This window comes from Serratia liquefaciens, from assembly GCF_027594825.1.
Lineage (GTDB): Bacteria > Pseudomonadota > Gammaproteobacteria > Enterobacterales > Enterobacteriaceae > Serratia > Serratia liquefaciens_A.
Genome location: NZ_CP088930.1, coordinates 3,070,876 through 3,085,824, shown reverse-complemented (window position 1 = coordinate 3,085,824; position 14,949 = coordinate 3,070,876). Strand labels below are relative to the sequence as shown.

At 57.9% G+C, this 14,949-nt stretch carries 8 protein-coding genes; 1 reads left to right on the top strand and 7 read right to left on the bottom strand.

Annotation, left to right across the window (positions count from 1 at the left end):
• Positions 1-31 precede the first annotated feature (31 nt).
• The gene (rep, locus tag LQ945_RS13985; RefSeq protein WP_270101005.1) at positions 32-2,056 is read right to left on the bottom strand and encodes a DNA helicase Rep; all 2,025 of its coding nucleotides are present in this window, start codon (positions 2,054-2,056) and stop codon (positions 32-34) included.
• A 109-nt stretch (positions 2,057-2,165) separates the two neighbouring features.
• Between rep and ppiC the strand changes: the two genes are divergently transcribed.
• Positions 2,166-2,447: a peptidylprolyl isomerase PpiC gene (gene ppiC / locus LQ945_RS13980; protein WP_041415145.1), complete on the top strand. Its 282-nt coding sequence runs from the start codon at positions 2,166-2,168 to the stop codon at positions 2,445-2,447.
• A 27-nt stretch (positions 2,448-2,474) separates the two neighbouring features.
• Here ppiC and LQ945_RS13975 read toward each other — a convergent pair whose 3' ends face one another.
• From LQ945_RS13975 to bcsB, 6 genes are all read right to left on the bottom strand, one after another.
• Positions 2,475-3,968 (bottom strand): M16 family metallopeptidase, encoded by a 1,494-nt coding sequence (locus LQ945_RS13975; protein ID WP_270101004.1) that lies wholly within the window; start codon positions 3,966-3,968, stop codon positions 2,475-2,477.
• Positions 3,969-4,247: 279 nt separating this feature from the next.
• Complete coding sequence (locus LQ945_RS13970) at positions 4,248-5,537, bottom strand: dicarboxylate/amino acid:cation symporter (RefSeq protein WP_262240124.1); 1,290 nt, start codon at positions 5,535-5,537, stop codon at positions 4,248-4,250.
• Positions 5,538-5,833: 296 nt separating this feature from the next.
• Positions 5,834-7,840 (bottom strand): biofilm formation regulator HmsP, encoded by a 2,007-nt coding sequence (hmsP, locus tag LQ945_RS13965; RefSeq protein WP_270101003.1) that lies wholly within the window; start codon positions 7,838-7,840, stop codon positions 5,834-5,836.
• Positions 7,841-8,054: 214 nt separating this feature from the next.
• On the bottom strand, positions 8,055-11,528 hold the full coding sequence (bcsC, locus tag LQ945_RS13960; RefSeq protein ID WP_270101002.1) for a cellulose synthase complex outer membrane protein BcsC: 3,474 nt from the start codon (positions 11,526-11,528) through the stop codon (positions 8,055-8,057).
• Complete coding sequence (gene bcsZ / locus LQ945_RS13955; RefSeq protein ID WP_270102991.1) at positions 11,510-12,622, bottom strand: cellulose synthase complex periplasmic endoglucanase BcsZ; 1,113 nt, start codon at positions 12,620-12,622, stop codon at positions 11,510-11,512. The genes bcsC and bcsZ overlap by 19 nt, the downstream gene beginning before the upstream one ends.
• A 5-nt stretch (positions 12,623-12,627) precedes the next feature.
• On the bottom strand, positions 12,628-14,937 hold the full coding sequence (bcsB, locus tag LQ945_RS13950) for a cellulose biosynthesis cyclic di-GMP-binding regulatory protein BcsB (protein ID WP_270101001.1): 2,310 nt from the start codon (positions 14,935-14,937) through the stop codon (positions 12,628-12,630).
• Between the last annotated feature and the right edge of the window lie 12 nt (positions 14,938-14,949).

Below are 14,949 nucleotides of genomic sequence, written 5' to 3'. Positions count from 1 at the left end.
AATGACAAGGGCGCTAACCGCGCCCTTTCTTCTAGCTTCCGCCCTTGGCCTTGGCCAACTGAGCGCGAATATTGGCGAGATGGCTCTGCCCTTTTTGCATCCTTTCCTGCGGGCTGACCACTTTGCGCTCACTTTCCCACGCCAGGTCATCCTGCGGCAGTTCCAACAAGAAACGGCTCGGCTCCGGGCGGACCAGTTCGCCATATTGACGGCGCTCGCGGCACAGCGTGAAAATCAGCTCCTTTTGAGCACGAGTGATGCCTACATAGGCCAAACGTCGCTCTTCATCGACGTTATCTTCGTCAATGCTGCTCTGATGTGGCAATAACCCCTCCTCCATCCCCACCAGAAACACATAGGGGAACTCCAACCCTTTGGAGGCGTGCAGCGTCATCAGTTGCACCTGATCCAGCTCTTCATCGCTTTCACCGCGTTCCATCATGTCGCGCAGGGTAAAGCGCGTCACCACCTGGGTCAGCGTCATCGGCTCATCCAGCTCGCTGCCTTCCAGCATTTCCGTCATCCAGCCGAACAGCGTATTGACGTTTTTCATGCGCATTTCGGCGGCTTTCGGGCTGGGAGAGGTTTCGAACAGCCAGCTCTCGTAATCTACCCCGTGAATCAAATCACGCACCGCAGCCACCGGCTCGCGCTCCGCCAGTTGGGCGATACCGTCCAGCCAGTGAGTGAAGCGTTGCAAAGACTCCAGCCCGCGCCCGGTCAGGTGTTGGCTCAACCCAAGATCAAAACTGGCACGGAACAGGCTTTTATTGCGTTGGTTTGCCCATTCACCCAGCTTTTGCAACGTCGCCGGGCCAATCTCGCGTTTTGGCGTATTGACGATGCGCAGGAAGGCGCTGTCATCATCCTGATTGGTCAGAACGCGCAGGTAGGCCAGCAGATCCTTGATTTCCGGCCGCGAGAAAAACGAGGTGCCGCCGGAGATTTTGTAGGGGATGCGGTTTTGCATCAGCATTTTTTCAAACAACCGCGACTGATGGTTGCCACGGTAGAGGATCGCATAATCGCCGTAGTTGGTTTTCTTCACGAAATGGTGGGCGATCAGTTCGCCCACTACGCGCTCGGCCTCGTGATCCTCATTATTGGCGGTCACCACCTTCAGCTCTTCGCCGTAACCCAGTTCGGAAAACAGTCGTTTTTCAAACACGTGTGGGTTATTGGCGATCAGAATATTCGCCGCCTTCAGAATGCGTTCGCTCGAACGGTAGTTCTGTTCCAGCTTGATCACCTGCAGCGCCGGGAAGTCTTCCTTCAACAGCACCAGGTTCTGCGGGCGAGCGCCGCGCCAGGAGTAGATAGACTGATCGTCATCACCCACCACGGTAAAACGCGCGCGGTTACCCACCAGCAATTTCACCAGCTCGTATTGACTGGTGTTGGTGTCCTGATATTCGTCCACCAGCAGGTAGCGAATACGGTTCTGCCAACGCTCGCGCACCTCTTCATTGCGTTGTAGCAGCAGGGTCGGCAACAGAATTAAATCGTCGAAATCCAGTACGTTACAGGCTCGCATATGCGCGTGATACAGGCCGTAGCAATGCGCGAACAGCTTGTCGCGCTCAGAGCGCACCAGCTCCATCGCCTTCTTGGGATCGACCAGATCATTCTTCCAATTGGAGATGGTGGAAATCAGCTGCGCCACCAGCGTTTTGTCATTCTCCAGCCATTTTTCAGTCAGCTCTTTCAACAGCGCCAACTGGTCCTGATCGTCGAACAGCGAGAAGTTGGATTTCATCTCCAGCGCGGCATATTCCCGCTTGATGATTTCCAGCCCCAGGGTGTGGAACGTAGAAATCATCAGCCCGCGCGCCTCTTTGCGCCCCATGGTTTGCGCCACACGTTCTTTCATCTCGCGCGCGGCCTTATTGGTAAAGGTCACGGCGGCGATGTGCCGCGCCTGATAGCCACAGTTATGGATCAGGTGAGCAATCTTGTTGGTGATGACGCGCGTCTTGCCGGAACCGGCACCGGCCAGCACCAGGCAGGGCCCGGTAACGAATTCGACGGCTTGTTGTTGGCTGGGGTTTAATCGCATGGCGCTTTATTGCTCGACTTTATAACGTGGGAGAGGATTGTAGCAGAAAGCGCCGATGAGATTTAACGGGTATAATCAGCGCAATTTCTGTATCGACAAAGGCAATACCATGGCAAAGACGGCGTGCGCCCTGCACATTCTGGTAGATAACGAAAAACTGGCTGAAGAACTGCTGGCCAAGCTTAAACGCGGCGTCAGTTTCGACACGCTGGCGCGCAAATACTCAACGTGCCCGTCAAAGCGCAACGGCGGCTCGCTTGGCGAATTCAACAAGGGCACCATGGTGGCGGCCTTCGATAAAGCGGTGTTCAGCATTCCGCTGCTGAAGCCCTACGGCCCGGTGAAAACCCAGTTCGGCTACCACATCATCAAGGTGCTGTACCGCAACTGAGTGAGGGGGCAAACGCCCCCTCAGCCGTTATTGTGCGCTGGTTTCCGGTGCCGGGGCGGTATCGGCCGGTTTGACCTCCTCCGACACCACGGCCGGAGCCGGAGACATAATGCCGTTATAGGTTTCCTGTAACTGCTTCATGCTCATTTCCGGTTCGCCCTTCGGCTGCATCAACACCAGCGTCGCATCCTGAGAAAGCTGCAGTTTCAGCTCCTGATTCAGCGCTTCCAGCGTCAATCCACTCAGGAACTCCTGGCGCAGTTTCTGATACTGCTCCGGTGCGATATCCACGACGCCGCTCTGCTGTGAACGCAGGCGTTGGCTCATCAGCACGTCGGTATCGGTACGGGCATAGGTTGCGAACAGCTTGCTCAGCTGATCGGTTTTCTGCGCCAGCAGGGCATTAAACTCATCCTGCGACAACCCATTGTTACGCACGTTTGCCAGCTCACGAGCAATAAAGCCCAGGCTGTTGTTCAGGTTGTTATTCGGCGTGTCGAGATGAATAGCGCATTGGGCACGTTGGTATTGCACGCGGCAATCAAAGCCCAGATGCAGGTTTTTCTGGTCGCTCTTTTCCAGTACCTGCTGGAGATGCCAGAACAGCGCCTCGCGGGCCATATCACCACGCCAGTAGCGGCTCAAATTCTGCGAATCGCGGATCGGGTGCCATGGCGCATCCCACATGATCGACAGCGTATCCTGCTTGACCTGCTCGCTGATCAGGCTGACCGGCTGCGGTGGCAACGGCGTCAGCGTCGGCATGGTGGCCGGCGTTTCACGCTTGCCTTTCAGCGGCGAGAAGGCCTTGTTGATTTGTTCGCCCAGGCTGCGGCTGTCTACCTTGCCCACCACGTACAGCGTCATGGCGTCCGGGGTATACCACTGTTGGTAGAATTTTTTCAGTTGATCGACATTCACCGGCCGCTTCGGTGGCTGGGCCGGATCGTGCGCCAACAGCGTCGAGCCTTTCAGGCGATATCGCCACCAGGCCTCTTTCGGGTTCGGCGGGAAAGTGCCCACCGGATCGACATTGGAGTTTATTACCGCATGCACGGTATGCTCGTCGATCGCCAGTTTGCCGGTGGTGTCGGAAAGCCACGCCAGCGCTTCTTTCAGCAAGTCTGGGCGGTTATTCGGCAAACTGAGATTATACAGGGTGAAATCATAAGAGCTGATGGCCGGCGGCAGAGGCCGCTCCGGATCCACGCTCTGCTGCCACAGTGAACGCAACTGCGGCGGCGTAAAGCTTTCGCTGCGCGCTAAAGACAGGCGCGGCAGCAGATGGGCAAAGCCGATCTGCTGTGAGGACTCGACCAGCGAGCCGGTATTGATCATCAACCGCAGCTCTACGCGGTCACTCGGCCGCTGCGGTGTATCCAGTATCTGCCATGAAAACCCGTTGGCCAGTGCCCCCTGCTGCCAGGCAGGATCGGGTTGCAGTGCTTCGGCCTGCACGCTGCTGTTGGCTGCAGCCAACAGCAGCCCACCTACTATGAGATGAATTCTGGTGCCCTGCATGTGAACCCCTACTTAATGACTATCCAATTTCTTTATGCAAATGCGGATATTCCATTCGCCGGAATATTAGGCCATGACGCACAGCCTATAAAAACGCCCTGAGTTTCACGGTGGGGCGGAAAGCAGAAAGTGTACCATCGAGTTAGACCGCGCGCCTTTGCGGATGTCACTCATTGGGGTGAAAAATAATGGATAACCGGTTTTTTAATGCAAGAAATCATTACGCGGGGGGATAAAACGTCACCGGCTGCGGCTGCAACCGGTGATTTGAGGATTAAATCAGGCTGAAGGCAGCGTTTTGTCGGCACCTGCACCCGGCTTGTTGGACAGGGTGTCTTGCAGCTGTTTTTCGTCCAGCTGTTTACACCATTTGGCCACCACTACCGTAGCCACGCCATTACCGACCAGGTTGGTCAGGGCGCGGGCTTCAGACATGAAGCGGTCAATACCCAGAATCAGCGCCAGACCGGCCAGCGGCAGGTGGCCCACGGCGGAAATGGTCGCAGCCAGCACGATAAAGCCGCTGCCGGTCACCCCCGCGGCCCCTTTCGAGGACAGCAACAGCACCACCAGCAACGTCACCTGATGCACGATATCCATATGGGTGTTGGTCGCCTGCGCGATAAACACCGCCGCCATGGTCAGGTAAATCGAGGTGCCGTCCAGGTTAAAGGAGTAGCCGGTAGGAATAACCAGGCCCACCACCGATTTCTTACACCCCAGTTTCTCCATTTTGTCGAGCATGCGCGGCAGCACCGACTCGGAGGAAGAGGTCCCGAGCACGATCAACAGCTCTTCTTTTATATAGCGAACGAATTTGAAAATGCTGAAGCCGTTGGCGCGAGCAATGGAGCCCAGCACCACCACCACGAACAGAACGCAGGTGATGTAGAAGCAGGCGATCAACTGGCCAAGTTGCAGCAGCGTGCCCACGCCATATTTACCGATGGTGAATGCCATCGCCCCGAAAGCCCCCAACGGTGCCAGACGCATAATCATATTGATGATGCCGAAAATCACGCGGGAGAAGCTGTCGATCACATTGAAAATTAACTGACCTTTCTCACCCAGGCGGTGCAGAGCGAAGCCGAACAGCACGGCAAACAGCAACACCTGCAAGATGTTACCGCTGGCGAAGGCGCCAATAACGCTACCCGGAATGATATCCAGCAAGAACGGAATGATGCCCTGCTGCTGAGCCTGTTCGGCGTAGACCGCCACCGCTTTGGCATCCAGCGTACCCGGATCGATGTTCATCCCGGCGCCCGGCTGTACCAGGTTGACGATCAGCAAACCTATCAGCAGCGCAATGGTGCTGACGATTTCAAAATAAAGCAGTGCAATCGCACCGGTACGGCCAACGGCCTTCATGCTTTCCATGCCCGCGATACCGGTCACCACGGTACAGAAGATCACCGGAGCGATGATCATTTTAATCAGCTTAACGAATCCATCGCCCAGAGGTTTCATCTGTGCGCCAATGTCAGGATAGAAATGGCCAAGCAGGATACCCAGCGTAATCGCCGTCAGCACCTGAAAATAGAGGCTTTTAAAGATAGTGAGTTTCATATGGACATCCTTTGGGGGGAAGACACGCACCAGGCGGTGTTATGGTTATCTCGCCTGTTCATCGCTTGCGCGGAAAATAACACCCGCCTAACAACATGGAAATAATTTGTTGCACCAATAGATACATGTTGATACGAATTTAAGAGCTGAAACGCGCCAGCCCGAATGCAAGGCTGTAAAGGATGTAACCCTTTCTTTGCACTAACGCAAAAGGGGTAGATAAAGCGGGGTATTTCAAGCCAGAAGGCCAGTGGGCGACGTGAATGTCACCCGTAGCAAAAGGCCCAAGCGGGAAATCAGGCTGGCGGCGGGCAGAACTCGGCTTCAAATTCGCCCCGTGGCAACGGGCGGGCAAACAAGAACCCCTGACCGCTATGGATACCTTGCTGCAGCAGCCAGTCGCGTTGCTCGGCATTTTCCACGCCTTCGGCCATCACCGGCAGCGCCAGCACTTCGGAGATCGAACTGACGATGCGCACCATGGCGTCATCCGTCGGCAGCCCCTGAATAAAGCTCTTGTCGATTTTAATCAAGTCTATCGGCAAGCATTTCAATCGATTGAGGTAATTGAGGCTGGAATAGCCCATGCCGAAATCGTCCAACGCGATGGAAAGCCCCAGATCGTGCAGTTCCCGCAGCAGCGCCAGCGCACGATCGAGGTCGTCAATGCGCACCGTTTCGGTAATTTCCAGCAGCAGCTTGCGCGGGTCAATCCGATGCTGAGCCAGCAGGCTTTTCAGATGCGGGACAAAATTCTCATGCTGCATCTGGATAGGCGAGACGTTTACCGCCAGCGGCAGGGTGATGCCCCGAGCCTGCCAATCCGCCAGGATACGGCAAGCCTCTTCCAGTACCCAGTTGCCCAGCGGCACAATCACCCCGAGCTCTTCAGCCAATGGAATGACGTCTGCCGGCAAGGTAAAGCTGCCGTCGTACTGCTGCCAACGCAGTAATGCTTCCGCGCCGATCACCGCGTTGGACTGCATATCTATCTGCGGCTGCAGGAACAGGGTGAAACGACGCTGCTCAATGGCATGCAAGATCTCACTTTCCTGCGTCAGACGCTTTTGGGTGCGTTCCGTCAGCCTCGGTTCGAAGAACAGCACCTGATTTTTGCCTTCGCGATGCGCCGACATCATCGCCGAGGTGGCGCTGCGCAACAGCTGCTCCGCGCTCTCCCCTGCGTTCAGGTAATGGGCAATACCGATACTGGCGCTGGGCCGCAACGGCATTTCCTGCAGGCTCAGCGGCGCATTGATCTGCGCCATGATACGGCGGGCCAACTGCATGGCATGGAACGGCCGTTCAACGCCTTTGGCCAGAATGGCGAATTCGGTATTGCTTAACTGCGCCAGCACGCCGTTTTCATCAATGCATTCACGCAATTTCTTCGCCAGCGTCAACAACAGCGCTTCACGCATCGTCGGGTTGAGCACGCCAGAGGCCTCATGCAGCGTTTCAATGCCGATAACCAGCAGATTGAAACGCTCGGGCCGCAGGCTGGAAGCAATGTGTTGTTCCAGCAGCGCGGTGAACAGCGCCTGATTGGGCAACTCGGTGACCGGATGGCGAGTGCTCATGCGGCTCAGTTCGGCATAGGCCTTGGCCAGCCGCTGCTGATTGCGGTTGTAGTTGCGCACCAGCAGCCCCAGTTCATCGTCCTGGTGCAACGCCGGCAACATCAGTTGATGATAAGGCGCTTCTTCCTGGGAAATGTTTTCCAGCTCTTTGGCCATAGCGCGTAGCGGGTGCACCATCAGCCGGTTCATACACCAGCTGATAGCAACCGACAAAATCAAGGCCAGCAGCAAATAGGTCGACAACATGGTCGACAGCATACTGAGAATAAATTGATACATGCGGAACGAATCGGCCTGCAGCACCAGATAAGCCAATGGCTGCGGGTTGGCCGGCACGCGCTCTACCGAATAGAGGGGAACGGAAATCTGGATCGGCAACTCGAACAGGCGGGCGATCATTGTCGGTACCGGGCGTTCCGGCGGGAAGTTGGCGTGTAGTGCCTGAAATTCGTTCGGCAGCACGATATCCGCGCGCGTCAGGATCCCTACCGGCAACAGCGTATTCAGCACCTTCTTCGTTTCCAGCACGTCCATGCGCAGCACGGCTTCCGCCAGCGGCTGGCGTACCGAATGAGCGATATTCTCAAGTTGCTGGGCATAGTCATCCCTGCGCTGCTGCACAAAATGAAATAACTGGATCACGATAAAGATACAGATCGTCACCAGCGCCACGCCGGACACCGTTGCCATCTGTTTAATCGTTAATGAGCGCCTGACCCGCAAACCTGCTCTCCGCTAATTCGGGCTGAAATAAAAAAGGGATGAATAATACCCATCCCTTGAACCGGTCTGAGTATACTCGATTGTTGGCTGTTTTTATCTCTTCATGCCCTGGGCAAAACCGAGAAAAACCAGGGTTTCAGTCTTTTCCTAATGGGAATAAACACAGGGTAGCAAAACTACCCTGTGTCGACACTCCGAATCTCCCTCTGTTGGGTTACTTGAAGTCGGCGTACGGCGTCAGTGGTTGCGGCGGTAAATCCAGGTCACCCTGCCAACCGGCCAACGAATAGCGCAGATAAATCAAAGCGTGGCTCGGTGTATAGTCTTTTGCCTGCTGGATGTCGATGCCGGCACCAAGCGTCCAGTGCGAACTGAGGCGACGCTCAACCAGCGCCCGCAGGGTATAACCGACGCCGGAAGAAGAGCTGCCGTCCTCGACGGCAAACTTGTCGGGCAGCGAATCCGGGATCAGCCCCTGCAGTGGGTAACGCCGTTGGCTGTTGGTTTTTGAATGGGACAACGACACCGATCCGCCCAACTCCCAGGACCAGTTTTCGGTGCGCTGGCGATAATTGACCGGCACCGCCAGCGACATATATTGCTGTGGACTGTAATAGCCCCCCTGACCGAGAGAATAACCGCTCAAATCCTTCTGGTAGTGCCACAGCATGGTGTTCAGCCCGACGGTGACACGGCGGTTATCTTCATTGATCAACTTGTAGTAATAACCGGCCATAAAGCGCTCACGCTGGTTATCCTCAACGTTTTTGCCAGTTAACTGATGTGCGCTGAGGTCGGCCCAGACGCCATGCGCATCGCCACGATCGTAACTGGCGCTAAGGCTGACCCCGGTCGCACGCACGCCGCCCCAGGTGGTACCGGTGTTTGGATCCCTGGTGCCGCCGAACGCCAGCAACGAACTGGAGATGGGGCGCCGCGAAGCCGCCAACGTCCAGCCAATGTGGTTCCAGTCGTTGCTGTAGGCCAGCCCGCCGACCCAGTCGACCACCTCAAAGCCCATTGGCGTGGTGCCGATATCCCCCGCCCAGCGATCGTTTTTCCAACCGACCGCCACGCTGGTGCCGGTGGTTTTCTGACGCTCATCGCCGCTGCACCCTTGAGTATTACAGGTGCCGAAGGTTTCGTAATATTTACCACTGCCGTCGCTGGAAAAGCTGCCGGCATTCAACTGCACGGTATCGGAACGGAAAAAAGCCCGCCCGTCATACAACGGCATATCCACCTGCAACATGGTGTCGTGCGCTTTGTAATCGGAGATGCCGCCGGTGCCGCTGGAGCCCCAGTAATCGTGATCGAGGGTGACGTTGACGTCTTGCTGGCGGTACAAATCCGCCGCGTCCGAACGAATGCCTCGTTTCAGCCAGTCATCTGTCGGGTTGTTGCGCGTCAGATAGGTATAACTGTCATTATCCTGCGGCACGCTCGGCGTAATGCCGCTGGCGACCATCGCCTGTTTATAATCCTGTTGTGCCAGTGCCGGCTGCTGCCGATCGCGTTCAAGCCGCGCCGCATCGCGGTAAATCAGTGCCTTCGCCTGGCTTGCCGGCGCTTGCTGCGCCGCGATTTTTAGCCGGGTAAAGATCTCGGTCGCTTTTTGGGGTTCGCCGACGGCATACCAGGCATTGGCCACCCGCCGTTCGCTGTTGTCTGATTCGCTTGGGTCCGGCGCGGCGGTTTGCAATCGCTGACGCGCCTCACTCAGCTTGCCCTGCGCCACATAGGCTTCTATTTCACCCAATCGCGCGTCTGGATTGTTCGGCTCACGCGTCCGCACGCGCTGATAATCCGCTAGTGCGGCATCATATTCACCGCGCGCCAGCGCCCAGTCGGCCAACTGGAGATCGATGCGGGTATCCGCCGGCTGCCGGCGCAGATAAGCCACCGCCCCGGCCTCATCACCCGCCGCACGCAGCCGATCGGCATGTTCCAGCGTCGCCTGCATCTTCAGCCGTTGTGCCAGTTCGCGCATATTGTCGTTCCACTGCGCGGCAGGCAAGGTATTCAACTGCGCCAGCGCCTGCTGATCGCGATCGCTGCCGGAAAGATACAGTGCGTAGGCATACGTCAGTTGCGGGTTGCCACGCTGTTTTTGCGCCAGTCGACTGAACAGGGCGTCCGCCTGCTCCGGTTGCCCGGCCTGACGCAGAGTCTGAGCATAATGATACGTCAGCCACACATCGTCAGGATCCTTCTGTTGGGCGAGGCGATATTTCTCTGCCGCCTGATGCCACTGTTTTTGCTCTGCAAGCTGGTCAGCCTGCTGCTTGAGCATGTCTAGCTGCAAACCTTCCAGCGTGCTGCGCAATTTATTTTGCTGGCTGCGTGGCAGGCTGTTGAGATAGGCCAGCGCCTTTTCCGGAGACTGACGCTGATAGATATTCACCAGACCGCGTACCGCGCTGCCGCTGCCTGGATCCAAGCGCAGCGCCTGCTGGTAGAAACGTTCGGCGGCAGCATCATCTTTACGCGCCACCGCAACGTCGCCCAAGCCAATTACCGCACTGCTGTCACTGTTGTCTATCTGTCGCGCCTGTTGGTATTTTTGCTGGGCCAGCTCCAAATTGCCGGCTTTCAGGGCCTTATCGCCCTCGTCAACCGCCAGCCAGTAGCTGTTGCTCTTGATCAGGCTCTGCCATTTACTGCTGCCGTAACCGCTTTTATCGGCCTGCAAGGCCTGACGAAACAGGCTCAACGCCTGTGGGCGATTACCGACGCGGGAATAGGCCTGCCCCAGCGCCCCCAGCACCTCGGCGTCGTTGGGTGAAGCCGCCAACGCTTTTTTCAACTCTGGAATGGCGGCGCGGCTGCCGCCCTTGTCGACCTGCGCCAGCCCGCGCACCCGCGCCAGGTAGACAGGATCGGCAAGCAGTGCCTGCTGCCGGGCCAGTTCTTGCCGGGCGCTGACCGCCTGATCGCCGGTTTCAAAAACGCCAAGAAAACGGTTAAGGGCAGCAACGCTCTGCGGACTGACCGGCATCGCTTTGACTTTCTCCAGCCACAGATCGGCGGCATCCCCGCGCCCGGCAGGATCGGCAGCCACTTTCTGCAAAAGATCATAGGCCTGCGCATCGCGATCCTGGCTAAACAGCATCCGTGCCAACGACATGCGCAGCGGCACGTTGCCGGAGTATTGCTGATCCAGCCTCTGTAACTGTTTCAGCGCCGCGGCTTCCTGGCCCGGCAACCGGGCGACCAGACGCCAGTATTCCACCGCCAGCTCCAACGTCGGCGGATCGCCGTGGAACAGCTCGTCATACTGCGCCTTCGCCTCCGGCAAACGCCCGGCGGTCGCCATCAGCCTCGCCTGCTGCAGCTTTTGACGGGTTTCCGGCTGGGTAAGCAGCATGTTCATTTCTGCCTGTCGATAGCTGTTTGACTGCGGCGCAATCTGTTTCAGCTTATCCAACTGCTGCTGCGCCAACGCCAAATTGCCCTGACGCAATGCCAGACGCATACGCGCGGAAATTACCTCCGGGTTATTCGGATCCATCAGCTCAAGCCGATAGAGCGACTGCCGCACCAGCTCATCTTTGTTGCCGGCCTCACCAACACGCACCTGCTCCAGCAGCCACTGCTCCGGCGCAACGGTTTCCGCCCCTTGCGCCTGCGGCAGCATCGCCAGGCTTAAAGGCACCAGGCCCAGCCAGTTTATTCGGAAGTTACGCATTGGCCGCCCCAGGAGGGTTGAAGTTCACCCTGCCGATTAAAACGATAACGTTGTTGATCCCATCCCTGGCCGAACAGCGTCAGCGAGGCGCTGAAATAGGCCCGATCGCCAGGCGGGTTTTGCTTGATGCGTTGGCGCTGCGCCTGCAAGGCCCCTGGCTCGTGCGCCAACATCGGCAACATCGACGCCGAGAAACCCACCGGGCCATCGCCGTGGGTTTTACCGCTGGCAGTGTCGGTTTTCTCCGGCGGCACGCCTTGCTGAGCCGTTAGCTGCGCCATAGGTTGCAATTGCTTGAGCAACGCCGCCTTATGCTCGTCGTCATCCGCCAGCATGCCCGCCCACAAATAAACCCGGATGGCGTCATAGCTGCCAATGTTCGGTTTGACGGTATCCGGCTGCCAGCCTTTGCCGACCTGCCACACCACCCAGTCCGGCGAAAAGCCGTGCGGCGCGGTTTCCAACCACAACCGCTGGTTGGTTTGCTGCATCTTCCGCCATGGGCCATTCAGCACGGCAAAACGTGCCAGCAGTTGCGGGGGTAAATAGCTCGGATTGAGGCGCCAGCGATCTTCCGCCACGAAGCCGACTTTGCCCGGTAACAGCATCAACCCCAGCCCCGGGATCTCCGCCACTTCTTCGCGGGCAATACGCTGCAGCAGTAACGTGCCAAGGGTTTGATAACGGCGACTTTTCCACAGCCGGCCGGCTTCCAGCAGATTGTAGGCAATCCACAGGTCGGCATCGGATGCCGAATTGCTGTCCAGCACCGTCCACTGTTTCTTCTCGTTTTCGCCCCACAGCCAGGCGGGCAAATGCGCACTGAGGTCGCCCGCCGCCAGGTTGTTTTCCGTCCATTCCAGCAACAGGTCGAATGCCGGCCGATCGTTCGCCACCAGGGCGAAGAATAAACCGTAACTCTGACCTTCCGAGGTGGTGATACGCTCAGGACTGCTCGGGTCGATCACCCGCCCCTGCTCGCTGATATAAAACTGTTTGTACTGTTGCCAGGCCGGCCATTCACAGGCTGCGGCCGCGCTGAACGAGCACAGCAGCAGCATGCCGAAGGTCAGACGCTTCAACCGCGCAGGCATGGTCATCAATCCCGGTCTTCAGGTGACAGGCGACGGCGGCTGAAGGCCTTCAGGCCACGCCACAACATCAGCGCCAGCACCACCACTACCACCACGGCGATCACCGCCAGCCATACCGGGTGCGTCGACAGCGCGTGCCAGATACGTTCCCACCATGGCAGATGGCCAACATAATAAACGTCGCCCACCCTCAGGCTGTTCACGCCCGACTCACGGATCACCGCAACCGACCCAAACACCGCCGCACGCTTGCCGCTGTCCAGCAGCGCGGTGTTCAACAGGTCATAGCCACGCGGGCTGTCGGCCAGCAACGCCACGATGCTGCGCTGATCGTTAAACGGCGACTGCACGCCGATAATCGCCGACATCGCGCCTTCTGAGCTGATGGTGGTTTTGCTGTCCGGCTTGGTGTCTTCTGCCAGCACGTCCATGGTCGGCAACGGCAACTGCCGCGTTGGTTGTTTGACCCAGCTCTGGGTGGCATCCACCAGCAGGCTGATCTTTTTGTCGTCCTTCAGCTCCGGGGGGATGGTGCCGATCATCAAAATATCGGCATCCCGATCCTTGGCCTGCGACCAGTCGTCACTCAGCGTCATCGCCAACGCCGGGTAACCGGTCTGCGCGCCGATGATGCCCATCGCGTTCAGCAAGGCGCTGACCTGCGGCGGCTGTGGCTGCTTGTTCACCAGCACCAGGGTTTGCGACAGATCGGCCAGCCGACTGAAGGGGAAACCGGCATTGGCGAAGGCCCGCAGGTCCGGCATCGCCATAAAGTGGCGGTAACCGGAGAAATCAATGGTCGAGGCGCCATCGATCACCGCATGGTTAGCGGTAAAGGAGTAGGTTTCACAACGTCCTTCCGCGCCACTGGCCAGCAGCGTGGTGTAGTCAAAATCGAAACGCAGTTGGTTGGTCGCCCCCAGACGCAGCGCCGGAATATTGACGTTTTTGTCCGAGTCGATCAGCCCCTGGGTGAGCGGCAAGCGCAGCAACTGGGCACCCTGCTCGTGCTCCGGTACCAGCGAATAAGCCTGGACGAACTGATTGTTCAGGCTGACGCTCAGCCGTGAACCGTCCTGAATGCGCGGCGCGGTGTAGCGGTATTTCAGGTGCATATCGATGCCGGTGCTGCGGATCAGGAACAGGTCCGGCGGCAAGTTCATGGTCAACGAAATGGGGCCCGGTTCGATGCCGCTGGTTTGCAATTGCTCAGCATACTGCTGCAGCTCGGCAAAGGTCATCGGCCGATCGGTGCGCACCCAGTTAGGCGCATCATAGGGCTGACGCGGAGCCAGCTGTTCGACCTTGTCCACCGTGACGTTTTGGCCACGGAACAGAATATTGCCCTGCGCGATACCTTTCACCGCGGTGATCAAATCGTTGTCATCGCGCCCCTGCACCAGCAGCAGTTTGATGTACGGGTTATCCGGATGGCTGATCATCTCCACCGTTGGTCCGTTGACCGCCGGATAATCCCGCAGGAAGTCCGGACGCTGCTTGTTGGTGGCGAAGACGATGGCGTGCTGTTCCGGCAACTTGTTGTACAGCGTCGGGAACGACTGGCCGCGCCACTGCGCTTTGCTGCCGAACCACGAAGCCAAAATGCCCGCCGCGCGCTGCTGGGTAATATCCGGCTGGCCGGCAAACACCATCGGCAAGATCAGTGGGCGGTTGTCGCGGCTGTCGAAAAACGGCTCCGGGAAATGCGACAGCTCGTTCTTCACCGGCAGGGTCTGGAAGCGCAGGTTCAGCGAGCTGGATTTACTGACCTCCAGCCACAAGGTGGTGCTGGCCGGGTTTTCGCAGATGTTCTGGTAATGACCGACGAACACCAGCCGTACGCGGTTAAAATCGGTGATATAGCGAGGATCTATCGCCATTTGGATACGATTCGGCTTGCCGAGCTGCTCTTTGGCTAGGGTGGTTACCCCCATCAATTCATCGTTGAGGTACACCTTGACGTGCGATTCCACCGGGATCAGCGACGGTGACGGCGTAAACTCCAGATCAAGCATCGCCTGCGATACCACTTCATCGCTGCGCACGCCAAATTCAACCTGACCATCCGGTCGGGTTCCGCGCAGGGTAAAGGTCCCCGGCGGCGGGGCAATAGTGGCGAAAGGTAATTGCACGTCGCGCACCGGCGCATTCGGATCCACCGGCGCGGCCGACCCCATAGGTGTGGTGACCGACGCATCGGCAGGCACATTCACCGGCGGCTGTGCGGCCACGGTTGGCGCGGTGGCGGTTTCAGCCTGAGACAAGGTGCTGATGCCTAAGGCCAGGGCGGTAAACCAGGTTATTTTTCTCGTCATCGTATCATCATC

What these genes read in the sequence shown, in the direction of transcription:
- bcsC (WP_270101002.1), bottom strand. Translation starts at nt 11,528, where the DNA reads ATGCGTAACTTCCGAATAAACTGGCTGGGCCTGGTGCCTTTAAGCCTG.
- rep (WP_270101005.1), bottom strand. Translation starts at nt 2,056, where the DNA reads ATGCGATTAAACCCCAGCCAACAACAAGCCGTCGAATTCGTTACCGGG.
- LQ945_RS13970 (WP_262240124.1), bottom strand. Translation starts at nt 5,537, where the DNA reads ATGAAACTCACTATCTTTAAAAGCCTCTATTTTCAGGTGCTGACGGCG.
- bcsB (WP_270101001.1), bottom strand. Translation starts at nt 14,937, where the DNA reads ATGACGAGAAAAATAACCTGGTTTACCGCCCTGGCCTTAGGCATCAGC.
- ppiC (WP_041415145.1), top strand. Translation starts at nt 2,166, where the DNA reads ATGGCAAAGACGGCGTGCGCCCTGCACATTCTGGTAGATAACGAAAAA.
- LQ945_RS13975 (WP_270101004.1), bottom strand. Translation starts at nt 3,968, where the DNA reads ATGCAGGGCACCAGAATTCATCTCATAGTAGGTGGGCTGCTGTTGGCT.
- bcsZ (WP_270102991.1), bottom strand. Translation starts at nt 12,622, where the DNA reads ATGCCTGCGCGGTTGAAGCGTCTGACCTTCGGCATGCTGCTGCTGTGC.